Here is a 24,115-nt window from a genome sequence, read left to right on the forward strand (position 1 = left end):
CCTCGACTTGCATGTGTTAAGCCTGCCGCTAGCGTTCATCCTGAGCCAGGATCAAACTCTTCATCGTATATTGTTTGCTTGATAAATCAAGCTATTGTTATTCGACTAAATTCTAGTGGTTTTTTCAAATCTTCCGATTCTATTACTCTTATTCTTTATGTTCTGTTCTTGCGAACAAAACGGCTGTCAATTCAATATGTCTAGGAACGTGTTCTTACTATTTTTTCGCCTTTCGTTTGTTTCTCAAAGCGGGCGCAAAATTAGTTATTCTTTTTTTAACTGGCAAGAAAATTTGAAGTTTTTTTTGAGATAATTTTTATCTCGTTTGCTTCTCTTTCTCTTATCAATCTCTCAAGGAACTTCCGTTGTTTTGCGGGGTGCAAAGATAACTTTCGTTTTTAAATCTCACAAGCTTTTTTTAAAGTTTTTTTTAAAGATTAAATCTCTATTCACTTTGTTTTTCTTGCCAGTATTTTAAAGAACATCTGCGTCATTGCGGGTGCAAAACTACAACCTTTATTCGCTTTTACAAGCTTTTTTTGAACCTTTTTTTAATCTTTTCTTAACTTTTAAACTAAAGCACTGATTAAACGACTCTTAAAGCATAAACTTTTTTTCAGCTAATTTGAATTAAGATAGTTTTACTGTGAAATCATAGCATTGATGGGCATTTGACACCATTCTATATATAAGGTTTAACGGTTTATATCCACTCAATAATAGAATCCTTATCTATTATATATAGGTAGCACCTTTACCACAATAACAACATCACAAACTTTTATATATAGGTAGTGCTTATCTTCTCCAACAAAAAGGACTTATACATTCTCAAACCGCGTTAGGGATAGCAGCGAAAAGCCCACAGTGACGACCCAAAGGAAGGAACGAGGACTTGTAGCGTAGAGCCCGACCTTATATAAAACAATAAGAGTAGCAGGATCAACTGCTACTCTTGTTGTTTTATATAAGGAAACGCCCAGCTAAAAAAATTTAATATTCCCACCTACGGGTTTTGTTTAGTTCCTCTTCTTCTTGAATGATCTCAGCAGGTATTACTTTTAAGAACGATGCATGTTGCTCAATTGCATATTCTACTTTTTCTACAATTTCATCGATGGTGTCATTTGCATAATCAATATCAAGTGGCTCTTTGATTATAAACGACTGAAGAATGCCTTTCTTTTTCATGCGCAACCCTTTTTTATCAAAGGAACGGCGGAAACCATCAATAACTATAGGTACCACTATAGGCTTGTGTTGTTTTATAATGTGAGCAGTGCCTTTACGTACTGGTTTGAATGATTTTGTAGTACCTTGAGGAAATGTTATTACCCAACCATCTTTGAGAGCAATTTTAATATTCTCGGTATCATCTGGATTGATATCTTTTTTTTCTGTGACATCAACACCTTTTTGGCGCCAGGTACGTTCTACAGAAATTGCTCCAGCGTAAGCCATAATTCTTGGTAAAAGTCCTGCACGCATGGTTTCCTTAGCAGCAACATAATAAATGTTCATTTTAGGTTGCCATAAATAGGTTACGTCCTTAATATTATCTTCTCTACCACTTAGGCTTGCATTGAATACATGAAACATAGCCACCACATCAGCAAAATAAGTTTGATGATTTGATATAAACAGTACATTATTATCTGGTAGGTTTCGGATGATCTCCGATCCTTCGATTTGAAGTTCATTAAAGCCTCTATACCTGCGGTGCGTAAAAGCTCCAAAAATTCTGATCAACCATTTTTTGATAAAGAGTATATGTCCGAAAGGATTTCTTTTGAATAATCCCATATTTTTTTGAATTTTATAATAAATGCAAACTTACGAAAAAAAATAATTGCGAAAATATGTGAAAAATGATAAAACTATGATTAACTATTAGGTTGTAATACCTGAATCAAAACCTCTTTCAGTTCACTTAATATCATTGCTGTTGCTCCCCAAACAATATGTTCATTAATATTAAAACCAGGAACAAAAATCTCATTTGAATAAGAGGTAATTTGCTTTTTGTTAACGAGAATTTCATTGTTTAGAAGTAGCATCAAGGGTATTTCGATTATTTGAGCAACCTCTAGTGGATCAGGAATAAAATCGAGAGGTTCTTTACTAATTCCTAAAAACGGATATACCATAAAATTGCTTGGTGGAATATACAATTCTGTAAAAGGTTTAATGATTTTAATTTTACTTGGGTCAATTCCAATCTCCTCATGTGTTTCGCGCAATGCGGTGTATGAAAAATCCAAATCGTCTTTTTCATGTTTTCCACCAGGAAATGCAACTTGAGCTGAATGTACGCCATCATACGAATTCCTAACAATAAGAACTAAGTGGACTTTTCCATTTTTGGGATACAAAAGCATTAAAACCGAAGCTAACCTATGAATTTCATTTGAAATATCTACCTTTTTAAGGCTTTCTATTCTTTCAAGAGGAGCCATTTTTATGTGTGCGTCAAAAGCTGGTAAATGGGAATTTATTATTTCTGGAACAATCTCTAAAAATTCTTGAAAATCCATAATCAATGTCTATTTTTGCAAATTGAAATAAAATCTAAATGTAGTTTAGATAATAGAGTATAGCAAATTTTACCACAAACAAAATACTTACACATGTATAGCAAAGAGGAAAACCAGAGATTAAAACGAGAATTTTGGATAGCATTTGCTGAAAAATACCCTAGAAAATGGTTGCTCTATGACACAAAAATTAAAGACTTTTCATTTAAGTTTTTTGTAGACAATAAAAAAGCTCAAGTACTTATTGATATTGAACATAGAAGTACCGAAAAAAGAATTGCCTATTTTGAAAAACTTGTTTCCTTAAAAAACATATTAAAAGAAGAGTACATATCATCCCTAGTATATGAGCAAGACTATACTTTAGAGAGTGGGAAAACTATTAGTCGCATTTGGGTTGAAAAACTACACGTGAGTGTGAGTAATAGAAGCTACTGGGATGAAATATTTGATTTTTATTATGAAAAAATGAATGCGTTAGAGTTATTTTATCTTGAATACGACTCTTATATTAAAGACATATAAAACCAACCTTTTTGGATTAAATAAGATTATAGACAATTATCCTATCCTCATAATTAATGTAAAGTTGTTTTCTGTTTTCTTGTTTTTTTCTAGTGATTATAGACAAAGTACACTCTTCTCCTTGATTGTCTTTACAATAAAACGTATCAACTTTATCAATATCATTTTCATCAGTATCATAATACTCGACGATTTCAAATAATTGGATAATTTGAGAATAAACAACTATTCTATTTTTCTTAGTATCTAATGTAACAATTAGATTCACATTTTTTGGCACGGACCACTCCCCCCATTTATCTTTTTCATTTTTTGTAGAAACACTTAAGGACGAAGTTTTGAATTTATAATTTTGGCTGTATAAAACTGGTCCCGTTATTATAAAAAACAGTATAATTAAAAATTTAATGCTCACTCTCATCTCTTAAAAATTAATTTTTGAAATTTCATTTTTGGCCTCCTCAAACTGTTCTAAAATATCATTCATAATTACACTTACAGGTGCTACATTATGAATTACACCCGCTATTTGACCTATCTCCAATTCACCATCAACTAGGTCACCCTCAAACATACCACGTTTAGCTCTTGCTCTTCCAAGTAATTGTATCAATTCCTCATTAGTAGGACAAGTTGCGTATAAATCCTGAACGTCTTGATAAAATTTATTTTTGATTAATCGAACAGGCGCAAGCTCTTTGAATGTAAGTTGGGTATCCCCTTCTTTAACTTCTACGACTGTATTTTTAAAATCAATATGTGCCGAAGACTCTACAGAAGCCACAAACCTACTCCCCATTTGAACCCCATCAGCACCCAATGTCATTGCGGCAAGCATTCCTCGGCCAGTTGCAATCCCTCCTGCAGCAATTAATGGTATTTGAATTTTTTCCTTTACCATTGGTATTAATGTGAGTGTCGTGGTTTCTTCCCTTCCATTATGACCTCCTGCTTCAAAACCTTCAGCAACTACAGCATCTACCCCTGCTTCTTGTGATTTTAATGCAAAAACAGAACTGCTTACTACATGAACAACCGTTATTCCATTTTGCTTTAGATAAGAAGTCCACGTTTTTGGATTTCCAGCTGATGTAAATACAATTTTCACCTCTTCCTCTACAATAATTTTCATTATTTCCTCAATGTTGGGATACAAAAGAGGCACATTAACTCCAAATGGGTTTGATGTTGCTTTTTTACATTTTTGAATGTGTTCCCGTAATACCTCTGGATACATAGATCCTGCTCCAATTAACCCTAATCCACCGGCATTACTTACCGCACTTGCAAGTTTGTAACCGCTATTCCATATCATTCCACCTTGAATTATTGGATACTTAATATTAAAAAGTGTCGTAATTTTATTCATTAGTCTAACTATAACTATTGTTTGTAAATTTTTCCAGTTTTAATGAAATCCTGAGATTGGAACTTGTATGAATACAATCCGGTTTGGAGTTCTTTAATTGAAATTGATGAGTCGTTATTCTCCATTTTTTTTTCAAAAACTTTTTGTCCTGCAGTATTAAAAAATTGTATTATTCCAGATGTACTATTTTTTGGCAAAATTAAAGATAGTAGATCGGCAGTGGGATTAGGATAAATAACTACTTCATTAACTGCTATTTCATTTAAATCTAACTGATCTGAGAAAGCAGCATTAAAATCTGGAACTCCATATCCGTATAGATTGTTTGGAGCCGCAAATCTATCTGACGACTTGATTATTATTTCTCTAATTTCTTTATTTGTTTTATTAGGTAAGGCCTGCCACAAACAAGCTACTAAACCTGTCAATATTGGACTTGAAAAAGAAGTTCCATTAGCTGTTACTATATTTCCCAAAGGATCTGAAATAATGGCTGACTGACCTTGAGCCATAACGTCTGGTTTTATTCTATTATCAAAAGAAGGACCTATTGAACTGAACGAAGTTCTAATTTCGTTTGCATTTACGGCTCCAATAGCTAAAACAGAAACTGCATCTGCAGGAACTGCTATATATGGATTGGAAGACGCACCAGAATTACCTGCAGAGCTAACTACAATCATTCCTCTTGAAAAAGCAATCTCAGCTCCACGGGACATAAATGCTGTTTTACCATCCATTTCACTATACGTATGATTGTAAGATGTATTGTCAAAATCAAAATAACCCAAAGAAGTATTGATGATATCTACACCTAAACTGTCCGCTTTTTCGGCAGCTTCAACCCAAAGTGATTCTTCTACTGGGTTTTCAGATGTATCATTTTCAGTGATAAACAAATAATAAGAAGCATCTGGTGCTGTACCAACAAGTTGATTTTCCTTAAAGCCTCCTATTGTAGAGAGTACCGATGTTCCATGAGAAGTCCCCGTATAAAAATCTGGATTTCTTAGAACATAGTTATAACCTCCTAAAATTTGATTGTTGTCTATTAATCGCTTAAATGGTTGGGCTGAATTAACACCTGGAAAACCACTATCCATAACTGCAATAATCTTACCTGAACCAGTATAGTTTTGTTGATGTAATAAATGCCCGTTTAGCATTTGAATTTGATTAGATGATGTGCCGTAAGCATACTCTATCTTCGTCTTTGCTGTTTTTGAAACATTTTTTTCCTTTTTAACCGCAATACTTTTGGCTGATTTGTTCAACGCTTTATTTGCAAAATCAAGTTTTTCAATAAATGGTAATGCTTTCAATGTATTTAGATCTGTTTGTGTTCCCCTAACATGTATTGCGTTAAGCCATTTTGAAGTAGCCATAACAGAAACTCCGCTCTTGCTTTTTATTTGGTTAAGATAGGTACTTTCTATTGGAACATCTTTTGCATCTAAGTCAATTTTCTGAGTACTTCGTCGGTCTAATGCCCTTTGCGAAAGCATTTTTAATGGTGCATTAAAAAATGTTGACGCACTAGGTTTGTCTTTTAAATACACCCAAGCATCTTGTTGCGCATGAAGTAAAGATGTACATATAAATAATAAGATGAAGTATTTTTTTTTCATATTGCCCTGTATTATTAAATGTATAAAAATTTAAAATTGATCTATTATGTGTTCAAAGAAATTCTAAAAAATTATGAAATCACACCAGAGCCTACTAATTCTTCTCCTAAGTACCAAGCTGCAAATTGCCCTTCGGTAATTGCTGATTGTGGTTCTTCAAAAGAAATAAACATTTCATTTTCAAATTGATGTAATGTTGCTTTTTGCAATGGCTGACGGTATCGTATACGTGCCATTACTTCTAAAGATTCACCATTGGTTAATGCCAAATCTTCTCGTACCCAGTGCACCTCGTCTTTTAAAATTCGTAATGCCTTTTTAAATAAACCTGGATGCTGACTTGTAAGACCTGTATAAACTGTATTTGTAATTACATCCGTTGCAATAATAAACAAAGGATCTTTTGTTCCGCCTACATTTAAACCTTTACGCTGACCGATAGTAAAATAATGAGCTCCTTTATGATTACCCATTAATTTCCCCATCTCTGGCGTATAAGCAATTTTTGTAGCTTCAATACGGAGTGAATCTTCTACCGTTAATCCTGATTTGTTTTCTTGCTGATATATAGGATGCTCTTTATCAATTTGAATAATGGCTCCTTCTTTAGGCTGAAGTTTTTGCTGTAAAAATTCAGGAAGCCTCACTTTACCAATGAAACAAAGACCTTGAGAATCTTTCTTTTCGGCTGTTACAAGTTCCATTTGAGCTGCTATTTCACGAACTTGAGGTTTGGTCAATGCACCTATCGGAAACAATGATTTTGATAATTGTTCTTGAGATAATTGACATAAAAAATAAGACTGATCCTTATTAACATCAGCACCAGCAACTAGTTGATATACTGTTTTACCCTCAATTTCAGTTTCACTTTTTTGACAGTAGTGTCCCGTAGCTACAAAATCAGCTCCCAAACTCAAAGCAATTTTCATAAAAACATCAAACTTTATCTCTCTATTACAAAGAACATCTGGATTTGGAGTTCTACCTTTTTCATATTCATTGAACATGTAATCCACAATTTTCTCTTGATATTGTTCACTTAAATCAACTGTTTGAAAAGGAATACCTAATTTTTCAGCAACAAGAAGAGCATCGTTACTATCTTCTAACCAAGGACATTCATTAGAAATAGTCACTGAATCATCGTGCCAATTTTTCATAAACAATCCTATAACTTCATATCCTTCTTGTTGCAACAAATAAGCTGCAACGCTTGAATCTACACCACCTGAAAGTCCTACAACAACACGCTTCATCTAAAAAAAATTATAGTATTTAAGGGTGTAAAGTTACAAAAGATTTACTTTAGAAATTCCCAAGAATATTTTAATTGTTTTTGGTGTTTTTACTTTTTTCTTGCAGGCTCATATTTGTTTCTTTGACAAGTTTTCCTTTTTCATAAAATTGCCAAATACCCATTTTTTTTCCATTTACAAACTGACCTTGAGAAGCAATTGATCCGCTTGCTTCCCTAAAAATTGCTGAACCGTTATAAATGTTGTCTTTATAAAATGTTTCTTCAAGAACAACTCCGTTTTCGGCAATTTTTTTATAAAGACCGTTTTTTAAATTATTTTTATAACTAATTTCTTCTGCAATAGCACCGTTAGGATAGTAAACATAACGAACACCTTCTAATTTACCCTTTACATAATTCTCAACAGTCATAATGGTTTTTGAGGCTTGGTGATAATATTTCCATTGTCCCTCAAAAAGTTTGTTTATCACATTTCCTTCACTGACTTTATTGCTTTTTTGATCAAAAAATATTGTGTAAGCAGCACTGTTTTTTAAATTAAATTCACGAGTTGCTATAACAGACATGGCCTTTGTATCATCATAAAATTTAAAAATACCAGTTTCCTTGCCATGATCAAATGTTCCTTCATAACGAGGTCTTTTGGATTCTTCATAAACTCCCTTCCATAACCCGTGTTTTTTGCCTTTGTCATCGTATTTGTTAAAATCGGTTTGGGCATAGAAAAAATACGAATTCAAAAAGATCAAAACAAAAAGTGTTTTCTTTAAAATTATCTTCATCTTAAATTTTTAGATTATAACGAAATTAAGGTGGTTAAATTATTTAGTAAAATAAAAAACTCTCGAAAATTCGAGAGTTTTTAAAAGATTTAATTTATTTATTCTTTTTGTCCAATGCTTTTTGAGCTTCAGCTTGTTCCATTACTTCTTGTAACTTTCGTTGAAACTTACCTTGTTTTTTGGGTTCTTTCAGTTTGTTTTCTTGAATTTGTGCATGAATTTTATCACTGTCAATGAAATACTTTTTAATTACCAACATGATTAATATAGTAACCAAGTTTGATATAAAGTTGTACAAACTCAATCCAGCTCCATAACTATTAAAGAAAAACAACATCATTATTGGCGAAACGTAAATCATGATCTTCATCATCTTCGCCATGTCTGGCATACCTTCTTGTTGTGGCGCTGCCATTTGCTGGTCTCCAGATGTCATTTTCATATAAAAGAAAATAGCTATCGCTGCAAGAATAGGAAACAAACTAATATGATTTCCATAAAAAGGAATGTAAAAAGGCAATTTTACAATTTCATCAAAAGATGAAAGGTCATCTGCCCAAAGAAAACTTTTATGTCTTAACTCAAATGCGGATGGGAAAAACTGAAACGAAGCCATCAAAAAAGGCATTTGAATCAATGCCGGTATACAACCAGCCATAGGATTCACGCCCGCTTTGTTGTAAAGCTTCATTGTTTCTTGTTGCTTTTTCATTGGATCTTTCTTGAACTTCTCTCCCAATTCAGCAATTTCAGGTCGCAATAACTTCATTTTTGCTTGAGATAAGAAAGATTTGAAAGTTATAGGCGACATAGCCAATTTTATCAAAATAGTAAAAACTATAATTGCAATACCATAGGCAATATATGATCCTAAGAAATCAAATAATGGTACAAATATGAAACGATTAATCCATCCGATGATTCCCCAACCCATTGTTACAATTTTCTCTAAATTCAAATCATAACTAGCCAATGTTTTATAATCAGATGGTCCCATGTACCAACTTAATTTGTGATCAATTTCACCATTAGTAAACGCTAATGGAATATTTGCTTTAAATGATTTAGTAAATGTTGTATCTACTTTTTCATCTTTCATCAAGTTAGTTGATGTTACTTGAGCGTTCTCAAATGGAGTTTTAGAAACTAATATAGTTGAGAAAAAATGCTGTTTGAAAGCTATAAATGTAGGTTTTTCAAGCAACTCATTCTCAGAAGCTCCAAGTCCAGCATAGTCTATTTTACCGTCTTTGTGCTCAAAATATATTTCAGTATATTTATTTTCGTAAGAAATACTTTTTTCATTTCTATTTGCCTTTAAATTCCACTCTAAATCTAAAGGTTTTGAAGTATTCAACACTTTTTGAAGACCTTGAGAACGAATATCAAAACCAATCATGTAATCATTTGGTTTCAAGATATATTTATACTCTAAAAACTCATTGGCTCCAGCCTTTAATTTCATAGACAAAACTTGGTCTGCACCAATTTTTGTTAATGATGGTTCAAAATATAAATCTTTAGTGTTTAAAGTGCGGTTGTCCAAAGTGATCAACTGTACATTCAAACTAGCGTTGTTGTCGTTAATCAATTGGACTAATTGTCCTGACCCTTTTTTAAATTTTTCAAACTCTTTTAAAGTAGCCTCAACAATATACCCTCCTTTATTAGCTATTGTAAGTTTTACAATATCGTTTTCAATTGTAGTTACGCTTGCTTTTGCAGATGGCAAAGTTGCAGAATACGCAAAACTTCCTAAAGATTTTTCTAATTGTGCCAGTTGTGTTGTATCCCCAGTTTCGGCAACAGCTTGAGCAGCAATTTCAACTTTTTTTACTTCTAGAGCTTTTGCTTTTGCCTCTTTAATTTGCAATGCCTTTTGTGCTTTTTCTGCTGCAACCACCTTTGGGTCCGGTTGATTTTGATACATGATAAAAATCAAGATTACAAAAATTAAGGCAAAACCGATAATTGAATTGAGGTCAAATTTTTTTTGTTCCATTTTAATATTTAAAAGTGTTTAATCTATTAGTAGCAAGTTTGAGTAAATGTTTCACTACATCCTTACTATTTCTTTTTTGCTTGAACTGCAGCTGCTACAAAATTAACAAAAATAGGATGCGGATTTGCAACGGTACTCTTGTATTCTGGATGGTATTGAACACCTATAAAGAAAGGATGATCCTTAATCTCTACAATCTCTACCAATCCTGTTTCAGGATTTACTCCCGAGGAAATCAATCCAGCATTTTCTAACTGATTCACATAAGCATTATTGTACTCATAACGATGACGATGACGTTCAAATATGGTTTCTTTTCCATAAATTTTGTAGGCAAGTGTATCCTTTTTGATGTCACATTTCCAAGCACCTAATCGCATGGTACCACCTTTATCAGTAACTGTTTTTTGTTCTTCCATCAAATTTACAACAGGATGTGCTGTGTGTTCATTCATTTCAGTAGAATTGGCATCAGCATACCCTAAAATATTTCTTGCCTGTTCAATGATCGCCATTTGCATTCCTAAACAGATTCCGAAAAAAGGAACTTTATTTTCCCTAGCGAATTGTACAGCAGCTATCTTACCTTCTATTCCTCTTTCTCCAAAACCTGGTGCTACTAAAATCCCATCTAAATTTGCACATTTTTCTTTGATATTGCTAGCATCTAAGTGTTCCGAGTGAATTGAAATTACATTCACTTTTGTTTCATTGGCTGCGCCTGCATGAATAAAAGCCTCCAAAATAGACTTGTAACAATCTTGCATTTCTACATATTTCCCAACTAAACCGATGTTGACAGTATGCTTCGGGTTTTTCAATCTTTTTAGAAAGATGTTCCAGTTTTTTAAATCCGGTGCTGCTTTCTTTGGTAAATCTAATTTTTTCAAAGCTACAACATCTAATCCTTCTTCAAGCATTAAATTTGGAACCTCATATATAGTTGAAGCATCTATAGATTGTATTACCGCTTCACGTTTTACATTGCAAAAAAGAGCTAATTTATTGCGCAATTCTTCTGACAATTCGTGCTCAGTTCTACAAACAAGTATGTCCGCTTTAATACCGCTTTCCATCAATGTTTTTACAGAGTGCTGCGTAGGCTTTGTCTTTAATTCTCCAGCTGCAGCCAAAAAAGGAACCAAGGTAAGATGAATTACAATACCGTTGTGCTCTCCAAGCTCCCAAACTAATTGTCTAACAGACTCAATATATGGTAGAGATTCAATATCTCCTACAGTTCCACCAATTTCTGTGATTACGATATCATAATCCCCAGAATTGCCTAGCAACTGCATTCTTTCTTTAATTTCATTGGTAATATGAGGCACAACTTGTACCGTTTTACCTAAAAACTCTCCTCTTCTTTCTTTTTCAATTACAGACAAATAAATTCTACCTGTAGTAACATTATTAGCTTGAGATGTTGGCACATTCAAAAAACGTTCGTAGTGACCTAAGTCTAAATCTGTTTCTGCTCCATCATCTGTAACATAACATTCTCCATGCTCATAAGGGTTTAATGTCCCTGGATCAACATTAATATACGGATCAAATTTTTGAATTGTTGTACGATATCCTCTTGCTTGTAACAATTTTGCTAACGATGCTGCAATAATTCCTTTTCCTAGAGAAGAAGTCACACCGCCAGTAACAAAAATATATTTTGTTTGATTCATTTTGTTGTATTTTGTGTTGTAGTTGTGTAAAAAAACGTGGCAAAAGTACAAATTTAATTGGACTATTTGAACATATACTTCTGAGATTTTATAGTTTAAAAAACGGAAGAAATAAACCCATATTGATAACTTAAAAGCAAAATTTAAATGCTATGGTTTGGGATATTTTTTTTTAATATTCCGAATCAAATCCTCTAGACCGTTAAGTTTTAATTCATAAACCAATTGCAATTGTTGCCCTAACTCACCTTTTGGAAAGCCTTTATTGGCATACCAAACAATATAATATTCAGGTATTTCAATTAAAAACCAGCCCTCATATTTACCAAAAGGCATTTTAGTATGAGCCAGTTTTATAAGTTGTTTTTGATTTTGATCCATTTTATAAAAAGAAAAAAGCAAGAAATAAATCTCTTGCTTTATAAGTATTGATTACTAAGTATTATTTCCAGTTAAACGAAATGCTTTTTTCTATTTCTGGATGTAAACTTAAAAAGACAGGACACGTTAAGGCAGCTCTTTCTAATATTGTTTTTTCTTTCTCATTTTGAGTTCCAAAAATATCAAATGCGATTTCAATTTTACCTATCCTTCTTGGTTCTGCATTCATGATTTTAGTAACATTTGCAATAGAACCCTTTAAATCAACATTTAAATCTCTTGCTTTAATACCCATAATAGTCATCATGCAAGTAGCCAATGCATTCGCAACGGTATCTGTAGGAGAAAAAGCTTCCCCTTTTCCGTTATTGTCTACTGGTGCATCCGAAAGAATTTCTGTACCCGATTGTAAATGAATCGACGATGTTCTTAAATCCCCTAAATATGTTACTCTTGATGTCATTACTTTGCTTCTTTAATCGTTAAATCTGTATCATAATACAAGATATAAATTCCGTTATTACTATACCCTCCCGTGGTGTTTTTTGAGTAATCAAACTTATTATCTACTTGCTCTGTTGCAACTTCAAAGGTTGTTTCCTCAAACTTTTTACCTTGTGATAAACGCAAAAGCGTATCAAACGTAACATCAAATCCTCTTGTTGCAAAAACACTTGGGTACACTTTGTTTTTCTTTTTGTATTCTTTTTCAAAAATTAAAGCCTCTGGAGATTCATTTTCACGGCTTACAGCAGGATACATCAGTTTCAGTTTTGTTAAACTTGAAAAATTAATTTCATCTGTATCTAATGTTTCATTAGGTTCTAAAATAACTAATTGTACTTTGTAAGTTGCCATAGCACTCATTAATGCAGAAAGTGTAGCCTTGATCATGCCTGTATTTTCGGTTTCCATGACTACATAATTCATCTTGTCTTTCACTAATAAACTTTTAATACTCTCAGCAGATACACCTCCTGTAGCGGTAAGAGGTACAAAACGCACATCTTTGTGATTGTCTGAAATAAACTTTATTACTGAACCTTTTTTCTTGTCTACAACTGCAATCATATTCCCACCTTTGGCACGCATGTAGTCAAACATAGAATTCTTAACTACATCCGGATTAGAAACCGACTGGAATATGTTTGCAAATTTAACATCATTTTCTTTTGACAAAGGAGATATTACTGGAACTTGGTTTTGCAAAACAAGCTCTGCCATTTTCTCTACGTTTGCTTGATAAAATGGTCCTATTATCGCGTCAGATTCATCAAGATTATTGCTTTTTAGCAATGCTGCCACTGCCGAACTATTTTTTGTTTCTTGCGAATCTAGTATTTTTATTTCTACATTTAACCCTAATGTTTTTGCCGAATCAATTGCCATTAAAGCACCCGAATAAAAATCTAAAGTCATGTTTAGAAATTTATCTTTCTTTAAGCGTGCGGTAATAGAATTTACAGTGTCGTTTTCAATTTTTGAAACATTAAATGGCAACAATAAGGCTAATTTCTTTCTCTCGTTATTTTTCTTAGTTAGGACAGCAAATTCCTTTTTTATAGCTTCTACCGGTGTGATAGTAGCTGATTCTGGAATTTTGATCTCCATTCCTACTTCTACTCCATTAGCCAATGCTGGATTTTCTTTTAGTAGTTCTTCCTGAGTTAAACCAGATATTTTTGACAAACTATAAAGCGTTTCTTTTGGTCTTACAACATAGCTTATAAAATTTACTTTAGAAGAAACCGGTTTAGAAACTATTTGTACAGACTCTTTTTTAACTTCAGTTGCTATAACTGACTTTTCAATTTTGGCTGGATTTCCTTTAATAATTAGCTCGTAACCTATGGGTAAATTGGATACAATTTCAGGATTTTTTCTCTCTAATTCTTCTATAGTAATACCGTATTTATTCGCAATAGAATATTTAGTTTCTTTAGCTAGAACAATATGTTTAACCACTTTTTCTTGCGTAGGAACATTACTTTTTAAAGCCGTTTTAGATGGAATCACAAGAACTTGTCCAATTTTTAAAGCTTGCACATCCAGTAATGGGTTTACTTTTTGCAATTCCTCTGTTGTAATATCATATTTTTTCAAAATTCCATACAAAGTCTCTTTTGGAGCCATGACATGTTTTGTTGCAGTTGCCTCTTTTTTTACTGGTAAAGCAATAGCTTTTTTTGCACTTGGACTTGGAATCAACAAAATACTATTCAATTGCAATCCTTTTTGAACATCTGGATTTAACTGGTAAATATCATACGGTGTCACTTTGTATTTTTGAGCAATACTATTGATAGTTTCCCCTTTTTCAACCTTGTGAGTTGTAGCTTTACTTTGTGCAAGCGTACTCAAATTGAACAACAATGCTGTCATGCATACTGCTAAAAAATATTTCATCTTTTTTTATTAATTTTAAATCCTTAACAAACAACGGTATCAAATTTTATTCCAAAATCTGATACCGTTAATTCTTATGCGCTTATTATCACGCTATTTTAATTGAACTGGTGCTATTCCCATTCAATTGTTGCTGGTGGTTTAGAACTGATATCATATACCACTCTATTTACCCCTTTAACTTTATTTATAATGTCATTTGAAACTTTCATTAAAAACTCATACGGAAGATGAACCCAGTCAGCAGTCATACCATCAGTAGATTCAACGGCGCGCAATGCAATTACTTTTTCATACGTGCGCTCATCACCCATAACCCCTACGCTATTAACAGGTAAAAGAATTGCTCCTGCTTGCCAAACTTTGTCATATAATCCCCAAGATTTCAATCCATCAATAAAAACAGCATCTACATCTTGTAAAATTTGTACTTTTTCTGCTGTAATATCACCTAAGATACGTATTGACAATCCAGGTCCAGGGAAAGGATGTCTTCCTAATAATTCTGGATCTATACCCAGTGAAGCACCAACTCTTCTTACTTCATCTTTAAAAAGCATTCTGAGTGGTTCAACAATTTTCAATTTCATGTAATCTGGTAAACCGCCTACATTGTGATGTGATTTTATAGTTGCAGAAGGTCCTTTTACAGATACCGACTCAATTACATCTGGATAAATAGTTCCTTGGGCCAACCATTTTACATCTTCGATGATTTTTGACTCATCATCAAAAACTTCTACAAATACGCGGCCTATAATTTTACGTTTGGTTTCTGGGTCACTTACACCGGCTAATTCGGATAGGAAACGATCTCCAGCATCCACTCCTTTTACATTCAATCCCATTCCTTTGTATTGGTCTAATACATTTTGGAACTCATTTTTACGTAACAAACCATTATTTACAAAAATACAATATAGATTTTTACCAATAGCTTGATGTAATAAAACTGCTGCCACTGTTGAATCTACTCCTCCAGAAAGACCCAAAACAACTTTATCGTCTTGTAATTTTTCTTTCAATTCAGAGACCATTTCTTCAACAAAAGCATTTGGAGTAAAGGTTTGTGGAACCTCAGCTATTTTTACTAAGAAATTCTCTAGCATTTTAGAACCATCAGTTGAGTGAAAAACCTCAGGATGGTATTGTATTGCATAAGTAGTTTCGCCTTCAATTTTGTAAGCAGCAAACTCAACATCATGAGTGCTGGCTAGTTTTACACCATTAGTAGGTAGCGCTTTAATACTATCACTATGACTCATCCAAACTTGGCTGTTTGGAGAAACACCTTCAAAGAAAATCTCATCTTCCTTGATAAATGATAAATTAGCTCTACCATATTCTCTTGTATTAGATGCAGCTACTTCACCACCGCTAAAATGAGATAAATATTGAGCTCCATAACAAACTGCTAATAAAGGAAGTTTGCCTCTTATTTGAGATAAATCTGGATGGGGTGCATCGTCTGCGCGAACAGAAAATGGACTTCCTCCAAGAATTACTGCTTTATAAGATGATAAATCACTCGGAAAATGATTATATGGGAAAATTTCGCAGAATATATTTAATTCGCGAACTCTACGCGCAATAAGCTGTGTGTATTGCGATCCGAAATCTAAAATAAGTACGTTGTGTTGCATGCGCAAAAATACTTTTTATATTTTGAATTGAAAAATTGAATTTTGAAAAATATTCATTTAATTTGCTTACAATGCCATTCTCAACATGTAAACTTAAAATTTCTAAAATCCATACTACAGAAATTTGCGTACATCCCAAAAATAAATTCACAAAATGTAATTATGAAAACAAAAACTTCTTTAATCATAGCTGTATTGTTATTGATTGCGACTTCTTGCAATGTAATTGATGATTTACTCACTTTTAACATTGACAATGAAACAAGTATACAAATTGACAGTGCTTTTCCTGTTGGGACAGCTTTTACAATTATCACTCCTGATGTTACGACAAATTCAAGTGCCACATTTGAAAACAATAATACGAAGGCCGATTTAGTTAAGGATGTGAAAATTACTGATTTGAAATTAACGATTACTAACCCTAGCAATAAATCATTTAGTTTTCTAAAATCGATACGATTGTTTATTTCAACAGATGCAAATGACGAGATTGAATTAGCATTTTTAGAAGACATTAATTCAACTGCCACTACTTTGAACCTAACGTGTACTTCGGCAAAACTTGACAAATACGTTAAAGCTCCATCTTACACTATTAGAACTAGAGCTGTTGTAAAAGAAACCTTGACTCAGGATATTACTGTAAAAGCCAATATGAAATTTAGAGTTACTGCTGATCCTTTTTAAAATCCAGTTAACCAAAAAAGATATTCTAAACTAAGAATTGCGAAGATTTTTATTCTTATAATACACTTACCGTTGAAACCAATTTTTTTATTTTTACTCTTACTTGTTCAGTTGTCTTTAACTGGACAAGTCAAAGTTATTTCTTGGAATATTGAAAATCTTGGTAAATCAAAGAGCAATGAAACCGTCAATTTTATTGCACAAACCACTAGAGATTACGATATTATTGCCATACAAGAAGTAGTTGCTGGTTACGGTGGCGCACAAGCAGTGGCAAGGCTTGCAGATGAGCTAAATAGAAAAGGATCTAAATGGGATTACTCCATCAGCAATCCTACGTCCAGTAGCGCTTATAAAACAGAGCGATATGCTTTTTTGTGGAAAACAAGCAGAGTAAAACTTATTGGAACTCCTTGGTTAGAAAAAAAATACCATCTAGAAATAGATAGAGAACCGTATTACGCCACTTTTGAATTTGATAAAAAACAATTCACATTAGTAAATTTTCACGCCATTACAAAAAGTAGACAGCCCGAAACGGAAATCAAACATTTCAAGTTTTTACCTAATTTGTATCCAACTCTTAATTTGGTTTTTTTAGGTGATTTTAATTGTCCGCAGTCGCATTCAGTTTTTAGCCCGCTAAAAAAATTAGGATATAAATCGGCGTTACAAAACCAAAAAACATCTTTGAAAAGAAAATGTCAAAACAATACTTATTTGGCGTCAGAATTTGACAATATCTTTTACAATTTAAATCGAATTTCGTTTTTAGATACCGGAGTAATTCATTTTTACAATAAATTCAATTCACTAGAAGAAGCTAGAAAAGTATCTGATCACATTCCTATTTGGATGTCATTCAAGGTGCTTTAATTTATTCAAAAACCTTAAATTCGGTTCCGTCAAAACTAGCAAAAACCATACTAGGATGTGAATCTTGATGGTAAATAGTACCGTTGTGATCTATAGCAATAGCACCTGCAAAACCATCATAAGGTAGTAACTCATTGAAGGTTTTAGCAAAAGCATCTTTTAGTTGCATTCCGTCAGTTACTCGGGTAACAATTTTTACAGCCGTAGCATTACTTACAATATCTTCTCCTACTCCTGTCATGCTTACGCCACAAAAAGCATTGGCATAATTTCCTGCTACAGTAGCAGAATCAGAAATTCGACCTGGAATTTCAAAACCTTTACCACCAGTAGATGTAGCTACAGCAATTTTTCCATTTTGGTCTAATGCTACACATCCTACAGTTCCTGTTCCAGTAGCTTTTAATTTGGCTTCATATTCAGCTCTTCGTTGCGGAATTTCTGTAGAAAAATACTCAAACCCATTCGCTCTAGCAAAATTAGTAACTCCAGATCCACCTAAAATTCGATCGTCTTGTTGCATCAGTAAAGCTGCTACCTCAATAGGATTTTTTACAGCTTCTATATTGATTACACCACTCATTTTTTGTGTTTCGCCATCCATAAGAGCAGCACTCATCCTAATTTTTCCGTCACTTTGAATTTGTGAACCCGTTCCTGCATTAAAAAGAGTATCATTTTCAAGTTGGGTAACTGCATAAACAACAGTTTCTGAAGCAGTATGAGTTTTTAAGTACTCATAAGAACGCAATACTATTTCTTCTAGTGCTTTCTGTTTTGCAATTTTAGTATCATCTGAAGTTGATGATTCCGAAAAAAAACCGCCGTGTATAATTAGTTTCATAATGGAGTGTAGCATTAAAGTTTGAAAAATCTATAAATAATGCGAAGATTGAATGTGCATTTTATGTGTATCCAAGTTATAAGTGTCAAACTTACTCATTACGTGAGTGACCAAATGCGAAATGGAAATGGGTTGCCCCAATTCTACTTTAGTCAGATTAGTATCTTTAATTTCTCGGCCGTCTACAAGAATTACAAGTCCAGACCCGATGGCTTCCATCTCTTTGTTATTGGTAATTAACAAACCCGTATCTTCTCCAAGACCTATTCCTAAAACTCTTGGATTCCCCACAACTGCTTGAAATAATCGACCAATACGACCGCGCTGAACAAAATGCGTGTCAATAATAACGCCATCAATAAGTCCTAAACCGCTCGCTATTTTAACTTCTCCTTTCAACAGTGCTTCAGAGCTACTGCCTTGGTAAATCATATTGTTTGAAGCTGCTGCTGCACCTGCTGATGTTCCAGCATAAATAAACTCCTCATTATGATATTTATCAAGCAACATATCGTGAAAAGGAGTTCCGCCCAAAATAGAACTCAATCTTAATTGATCTCCTCCTGTAAACATTACAATATCAGCCGCTTTTAATCGTGCCAAAACTTCGGGATCTGCTGCTTGCTCTCTTCTTTCAATAGTCAGTATAGCTACGTTCTTTGCATTTAAATAAGTAAATGCTTTTACATATTCGGGACCAATTTCACGCGGAATTACTGAAGCCGTTGTAACAATCTCTATTCTAGATTCCTCTTTATACTTTGACTCGTTAAGAATTCTTTTTAAAATTCCAGTTTCAAAAAAATTTAAATTGGTATTTGCGTTTTTATCTAAATCAGTTTCTGTAAAACTTCCTTTGTCTACAGCACCACCTATAATTATCAGTTTTCCAAGTATATTCATTTGGCAAAAATAACCAAAAAGTTAAAAAGTACCATTTACAAGGGCGTTTATTTAAAAAAAATACAGTTTGGAGTATATTATTGCATAAAATTTTTTATTTCATATGAAAAATGGCTACATTAGTAAAATGCTTTCTTTTTTTTAATTTTTGATGCATTGGTTTTGAAAAATACTTCAAATATCGAATTCAAAAATAGAAATATCTGTTTGGCTTTCACTTAAAAAAATCATTTTGCTTTTATGAAAATTATTAAAATACAAGCCCTACGTGGACCGAATATTTGGAGTATTCAACGAAAAAAATTAATCCAAATGCGATTGGATTTGGAGGAAATGGAGCAATTTCCTACCAATAAAATCGAAGGTTTTAGGGAAAGAATAGAAGCTATGTTGCCCAGCATGATAGAACATAGATGCTCCGAAGGTTGCAGAGGTGGATTCTTCTCAAGGGTAGATCGAGGTACATGGATGGGACATGTAATTGAACACATTGCGCTGGAAATTCAAACTTTAGCAGGTATGGAAACTGGTTTTGGTAGAACCAGAGAAACCAAAACTCCAGGAACTTACAATGTTGTTTTTAGTTACACTGAAGAAAATGTAGGTTTATTTGCTGCCGAAGCTTCCGTTGCAATTGCCGAAGCCTTAATTGCTGGTAAGGAATATGATATTGATGCCGACTTGCAAAAAATGCGTGAAATCAGAGAACGCGTTCGGTTAGGACCTAGTACAGGGAGTATAGTAGATGAGGCCGTTTCGCGTGATATTCCATGGATACGTCTTGGAACTAACTCATTAGTACAATTAGGATATGGCATAAACCAAATGCGCTTTCAAGCTACAATTACCTGCAAAACAAGTAGTATAGCAGTTGACATCGCTTGCAACAAAGAACAAACAAAAAAAATGCTAGAGAATGCTTCTATTCCTGTAGCCAGCGGAAGTATTTGTGTTGATGAAGAAAGCTTAGCCGATGTGATCAAAAAAATAGGCTATCCTATTGTGCTTAAACCATTGGGAGGAAACCACGGAAAAGGCGCTTCCATAAACGTAACCAATTGGGAAGATGCTGTATCAGGACTTGCATTTGCTCAAACCTATGGTAAACGAGTGATTGTAGAAAAATTCATAACAGGTTTTGATTTTAGAGTTCTTGTAATTGATAACAAACTGGTAGCAGCAGCAAAAAGAGTCCCGGCTCATGTTGTAGGTAATGGCGTTGATACCATTCAACAATTAATATATACTACTAACTTAGATCCAAGGAGAGGCTACGGTCATGAAAATGTATTGACACAAATTGATGTTGATCGTGATACCGAAGATTTATTAGAAAAACTAAACTACACACTTGAAACCATTCCAAACAATGGTGAAACGGTATTTTTAAAATCAACTGCAAATTTAAGTACTGGAGGAACATCAGTTGATGTGACTGATATGATGCATCCTGAAAATATTTTTCTAGCAGAGCGTATCTCTAGAGTTATAGGACTTGATGTATGTGGCGTTGATATCATGGCCGAGAATTTAACACAACCTTTAAAAGAAAATGGCGGAGTCATTCTTGAGGTTAATGCAGCACCGGGTTTTAGAATGCATTTGGCTCCCTCAGAAGGCTTACCAAGAAACGTTGCCGCTCCAGTGATTGACATGCTCTATCCTCCCGGAAAATCATGTAGAATTCCTATTATTGCGGTGACAGGAACAAATGGTAAAACGACCACTACCCGACTACTTGCACATATTGTTAAAAATAATGGTTTCAAAGTTGGTTTTACCACATCAGATGGTATTTATGTACAAAACCACATGATGGAAAAAGGTGATACAACAGGACCATTAAGCGCCGAGTATATCTTGAGAGACCCTACTGTAGAATTTGCAGTACTAGAAACAGCACGAGGAGGCATCCTGCGATCTGGACTAGGATTTAGCCGTTGCGATATTGGTATTATAACAAATATTCAAGAAGACCACTTGGGTTTAAGTGACATTCACACCCTGAGTGATCTTGCCAGAGTAAAAGCAACTGTGGTAAGAAGTATTAAAAAGAATGGTTGGGCAGTATTAAACGGTGATGATGAACATTGCATTAAAATTGCAAGCGAACTCCAGTGCAATGTAGCCTACTTTAGTTTAAATGAAGATAGCGAATTCATAAAAAAACAATGCGCTGAAGGAAAAACAGTAGCCGTTTATGAAAATGGTTTTATAACCATAAAAAAAGGGGAATGGAAAATAAGAGTGGAAAAAGCTACGCTGGTCCCGCTAACATTAGGAGGAAAAGCTAAATTCATGATTGCCAACGTTCTTGCTGCAACACTAGCAAGTTATTTATGGGGTTTCAAAACGGGTGATATTAGTCAATCTTTAAAAACATTTATTCCCAGTGCAGCGCAAACACCTGGACGCATGAATATTTTCGAGTTTAAAAAATTCAAAGTTCTAATTGATTTTGCACACAATGCATCTGGATATAAAGGAGTTGCTGATTATTTGGAAAGCGTAACTGCATCCAAAAAAATAGGAATTATAGCAGGCGTAGGAGATCGTAGAGATGAGGATATTAGAGAATGTGCCCACATTGCAGCACGCATGTTTGATCACATTATCATCAGACAAGAAAAGTTTTTAAGAGGAAGAACCGAAGAAGAAATTATCAATTTAATTCTCGAAGGCATTAAAACCTCAGGAAAAGATGTTACCTACGAAATTATTCCAAAAGAAACTGAAGCCATAAAACACGCTATCAATTGCGCCGAAGAAGGCAGTTTTATCACCGCATTGAGTGATGTAGTAACTAATGCCATTGAAATAGTTCAAGAATACCTTGACAAAGAAAACGAAAAAGAGACGTTTTAGTTTTTTTTCTTGGAGCTATTCCTGCTGTCCGTTATATTCCCGCTTAAAAACTACGGCAAAAAGCCTTGTTTTTAAAATCGGGAGATGCCACTTCCATCAGGGCTAAAAAACAGAAAACCAGTTCATAAGACTGGTTTTTTGTTTTCAATACGATTTACGTTTTCAATTTTTTCTTTTTGGCAGCCGGAAACAATACGTTGTTCAATATCAGGCGGTATCCAGGAGAATTGGGATGTAAATCCAAAACAGTAGGTGGATCACCAACTTGGTGCTGAAAATCCTCAGGATCATGACCTCCGTAAAAAGTAAACATTCCTTTTCCTTTTTGACCATGAATGTACCTAGCTTCTGCATTTAACTCACAGCTTCCCATGACTAAAACATTAGATTTTATCAACCCTGCATCATAAGCTGTAGTTTGTCCCATAAATCCCTTGATTAACTGGGTATGATTCTGGCATAACATACTAGGAATGGGATCCCATTTTGCCGAAAAATCCATGAGTGTAAAATAATCTTTATCTGGTGGTATTCTTCGTTTAGGGGTCATATCAATATCCGAGAATTCATATACCTCTGGTTTTCGTTCTAATGTAAAATCCTTGAATGCAAAAGAACTGCTGTAGTTCATCTTGGTTTGATAATTGCCTTCGCTAGCGTCACCATCAAACATAGCCTCACAAATATCAACCCCATCTGCTGCCAATGCAATATCAAAACTATCTGTTGCAGAACACATAGCAAACATAAATCCGCCACCTACAACAAAATCTCTGATTTTTTTGGCAACCTCTCCTTTTTCATTAGAAACTTTTGTGTACCCTAATTTGGTTGCAAGCAGTTCAGCTTCTTTCTTTTGTTCAATATACCAAGGGACATTTTTAAAAGCATTATAAAATTTTCCGTATTGTCCAGTGAAATCTTCATGATGCAAATGCAACCAATCATAAAGCAACAATTGATCCGATAAAACTTCTTCATCATATATGGGCGTAAATGGAATTTCAGCGTAGGTCAATACAAGCGTTACTGCATCATCCCAAGGTTGTTTCCCTTTTGGAGTATACACTGCAATCTTTGGGGCTTTTTCAAGTACTACCGATTCCATGTTTTGTGATGGACTTGAAATCTCATTTAAAATAGTGGCTTGTTCTTGATCTGAAAGAATTTCAAAACTCACTCCCCGTATCTGACATTCTTTTCTAATTTCATCAGCGTCTGGTAACAAAAAAGAACCGCCTCTATAATTAAGCAACCAGCTGGCTTTGTAATTTTTATTTAGACACCAAAACGTTATTCCGTATGCTTTTAAATGATTTTTTTGTACAGATTCATCCATGGGCAACAATAAAAAAGAAGCTTTGATGGTACAAGAAAACAAGAATAATACAAGTATAATAAAACGTTTTTGCATGTTTAATTTATTTATAAATCAAATATAGTAACTAAGATACTCACGCGTAAATAATTTAACTATTTAATTTTAAATACAAAGAATAAAAACACGTAAAACTACGCATACTCACTTATTGGTTTAAACTTAACTTGCGATAACTAAATAAACAAACCATGAAAAATGAAACTTGGAATAACAGCCTTAATAATACACCCATGAACCCTTTGGATATTTTAAAAAAAATAGGCCTGTGCTTATTAGTCCTATTCATAATTTTTTTCTATATAATTTGTTTTCAATACCTCTCTTAAAATAATTTTAAAACAAAATA

The 24,115-nt window shown here is 33.7% G+C and carries 20 protein-coding genes and 1 rRNA gene; 4 read left to right on the plus strand and 17 right to left on the minus strand.

Annotation, left to right across the window (positions count from 1 at the left end; genetic code table 11):
* From DNC80_RS12850 to DNC80_RS12860, 3 genes are all read right to left on the minus strand, one after another.
* Nucleotides 1-67 (minus strand): 16S ribosomal RNA (locus tag DNC80_RS12850); the annotation flags it as partial.
* A gap of 926 nt (nucleotides 68-993) precedes the next feature.
* Entirely contained in the window at nucleotides 994-1,803 is an 810-nt protein-coding gene (locus DNC80_RS12855; protein WP_182651574.1) for a 1-acyl-sn-glycerol-3-phosphate acyltransferase, read from the minus strand.
* 80 nt (nucleotides 1,804-1,883) lie between these two features.
* A complete protein-coding gene (locus tag DNC80_RS12860) occupies nucleotides 1,884-2,534 on the minus strand; it encodes a CoA pyrophosphatase (RefSeq protein WP_182651575.1) in 651 nt (216 codons plus the stop codon).
* Nucleotides 2,535-2,627: 93 nt separating this feature from the next.
* Between DNC80_RS12860 and DNC80_RS12865 the strand changes: the two genes are divergently transcribed.
* Nucleotides 2,628-3,059 (plus strand): DUF4268 domain-containing protein, encoded by a 432-nt coding sequence (locus DNC80_RS12865; RefSeq protein ID WP_144894244.1) that lies wholly within the window; start codon nucleotides 2,628-2,630, stop codon nucleotides 3,057-3,059.
* A gap of 16 nt (nucleotides 3,060-3,075) precedes the next feature.
* Here DNC80_RS12865 and DNC80_RS12870 read toward each other — a convergent pair whose 3' ends face one another.
* The 11 genes from DNC80_RS12870 to guaA all read right to left on the minus strand — a co-directional run bounded on the left by DNC80_RS12870 (nucleotide 3,076) and on the right by guaA (nucleotide 16,210).
* A complete protein-coding gene (locus DNC80_RS12870; protein ID WP_182651576.1) occupies nucleotides 3,076-3,480 on the minus strand; it encodes a hypothetical protein in 405 nt (134 codons plus the stop codon).
* A 3-nt stretch (nucleotides 3,481-3,483) separates the two neighbouring features.
* Nucleotides 3,484-4,428 (minus strand): nitronate monooxygenase family protein, encoded by a 945-nt coding sequence (locus DNC80_RS12875; protein WP_182651577.1) that lies wholly within the window; start codon nucleotides 4,426-4,428, stop codon nucleotides 3,484-3,486.
* Nucleotides 4,429-4,442: 14 nt separating this feature from the next.
* Nucleotides 4,443-6,056, minus strand: a complete 1,614-nt coding sequence (locus tag DNC80_RS12880; RefSeq protein WP_182651578.1) for a S8 family serine peptidase — start codon at nucleotides 6,054-6,056, stop codon at nucleotides 4,443-4,445.
* A 71-nt stretch (nucleotides 6,057-6,127) separates the two neighbouring features.
* A complete protein-coding gene (mnmA, locus tag DNC80_RS12885; protein WP_182651579.1) occupies nucleotides 6,128-7,315 on the minus strand; it encodes a tRNA 2-thiouridine(34) synthase MnmA in 1,188 nt (395 codons plus the stop codon).
* A 70-nt stretch (nucleotides 7,316-7,385) separates the two neighbouring features.
* Nucleotides 7,386-8,099 (minus strand): toxin-antitoxin system YwqK family antitoxin, encoded by a 714-nt coding sequence (locus DNC80_RS12890; protein WP_182651580.1) that lies wholly within the window; start codon nucleotides 8,097-8,099, stop codon nucleotides 7,386-7,388.
* Between the two features lie 94 nt (nucleotides 8,100-8,193).
* On the minus strand, nucleotides 8,194-10,101 hold the full coding sequence (yidC, locus tag DNC80_RS12895; RefSeq protein ID WP_182651581.1) for a membrane protein insertase YidC: 1,908 nt from the start codon (nucleotides 10,099-10,101) through the stop codon (nucleotides 8,194-8,196).
* A 65-nt stretch (nucleotides 10,102-10,166) separates the two neighbouring features.
* Complete coding sequence (locus DNC80_RS12900) at nucleotides 10,167-11,780, minus strand: CTP synthase (RefSeq protein WP_182651582.1); 1,614 nt, start codon at nucleotides 11,778-11,780, stop codon at nucleotides 10,167-10,169.
* 150 nt (nucleotides 11,781-11,930) lie between these two features.
* Nucleotides 11,931-12,161, minus strand: coding sequence for a DUF3820 family protein (locus DNC80_RS12905; protein WP_144894236.1), 231 nt, complete (start codon nucleotides 12,159-12,161; stop codon nucleotides 11,931-11,933).
* A 61-nt stretch (nucleotides 12,162-12,222) separates the two neighbouring features.
* Nucleotides 12,223-12,624 carry an OsmC family protein gene (locus tag DNC80_RS12910; protein WP_144894235.1) on the minus strand — a complete coding sequence of 134 codons (402 nt, stop codon included), beginning with the start codon at nucleotides 12,622-12,624 and terminating at the stop codon, nucleotides 12,223-12,225.
* The gene (locus DNC80_RS12915; protein ID WP_182651583.1) at nucleotides 12,624-14,567 is read right to left on the minus strand and encodes a LysM peptidoglycan-binding domain-containing protein; all 1,944 of its coding nucleotides are present in this window, start codon (nucleotides 14,565-14,567) and stop codon (nucleotides 12,624-12,626) included. Before DNC80_RS12915 ends, DNC80_RS12910 begins: the two co-directional genes overlap by 1 nt.
* A gap of 113 nt (nucleotides 14,568-14,680) precedes the next feature.
* The gene (guaA, locus tag DNC80_RS12920; RefSeq protein WP_182651584.1) at nucleotides 14,681-16,210 is read right to left on the minus strand and encodes a glutamine-hydrolyzing GMP synthase; all 1,530 of its coding nucleotides are present in this window, start codon (nucleotides 16,208-16,210) and stop codon (nucleotides 14,681-14,683) included.
* 162 nt (nucleotides 16,211-16,372) lie between these two features.
* On the opposite strand from guaA, the gene DNC80_RS12925 reads away from it, so the two are divergent.
* Together DNC80_RS12925 and DNC80_RS12930 are read left to right on the plus strand one after the other, a co-directional pair.
* Entirely contained in the window at nucleotides 16,373-16,900 is a 528-nt protein-coding gene (locus DNC80_RS12925) for a hypothetical protein (protein ID WP_182651585.1), read from the plus strand.
* Nucleotides 16,901-16,972: 72 nt separating this feature from the next.
* A complete protein-coding gene (locus DNC80_RS12930; RefSeq protein WP_182651586.1) occupies nucleotides 16,973-17,776 on the plus strand; it encodes an endonuclease/exonuclease/phosphatase family protein in 804 nt (267 codons plus the stop codon).
* Between the two features lies 1 nt (nucleotide 17,777).
* On the opposite strand, the gene DNC80_RS12935 is transcribed toward DNC80_RS12930, so the two are convergent.
* The gene (locus tag DNC80_RS12935) at nucleotides 17,778-18,620 is read right to left on the minus strand and encodes an isoaspartyl peptidase/L-asparaginase (protein WP_182651587.1); all 843 of its coding nucleotides are present in this window, start codon (nucleotides 18,618-18,620) and stop codon (nucleotides 17,778-17,780) included.
* 30 nt (nucleotides 18,621-18,650) lie between these two features.
* Nucleotides 18,651-19,523 (minus strand): cyanophycinase, encoded by an 873-nt coding sequence (locus DNC80_RS12940; RefSeq protein WP_086455369.1) that lies wholly within the window; start codon nucleotides 19,521-19,523, stop codon nucleotides 18,651-18,653.
* 240 nt (nucleotides 19,524-19,763) lie between these two features.
* On the opposite strand from DNC80_RS12940, the gene cphA reads away from it, so the two are divergent.
* Nucleotides 19,764-22,388, plus strand: a complete 2,625-nt coding sequence (cphA, locus tag DNC80_RS12945) for a cyanophycin synthetase (RefSeq protein WP_182651588.1) — start codon at nucleotides 19,764-19,766, stop codon at nucleotides 22,386-22,388.
* A gap of 154 nt (nucleotides 22,389-22,542) precedes the next feature.
* Here cphA and DNC80_RS12950 read toward each other — a convergent pair whose 3' ends face one another.
* Entirely contained in the window at nucleotides 22,543-23,802 is a 1,260-nt protein-coding gene (locus DNC80_RS12950) for an asparagine synthetase B (protein ID WP_182651589.1), read from the minus strand.
* Nucleotides 23,803-24,115 lie beyond the last annotated feature (313 nt).

The sequence above is a fragment of the Flavobacterium sp. SOK18b genome, assembly GCF_014156605.1.
Taxonomy (GTDB): Bacteria; Bacteroidota; Bacteroidia; order Flavobacteriales; family Flavobacteriaceae; genus Flavobacterium; species Flavobacterium tiangeerense.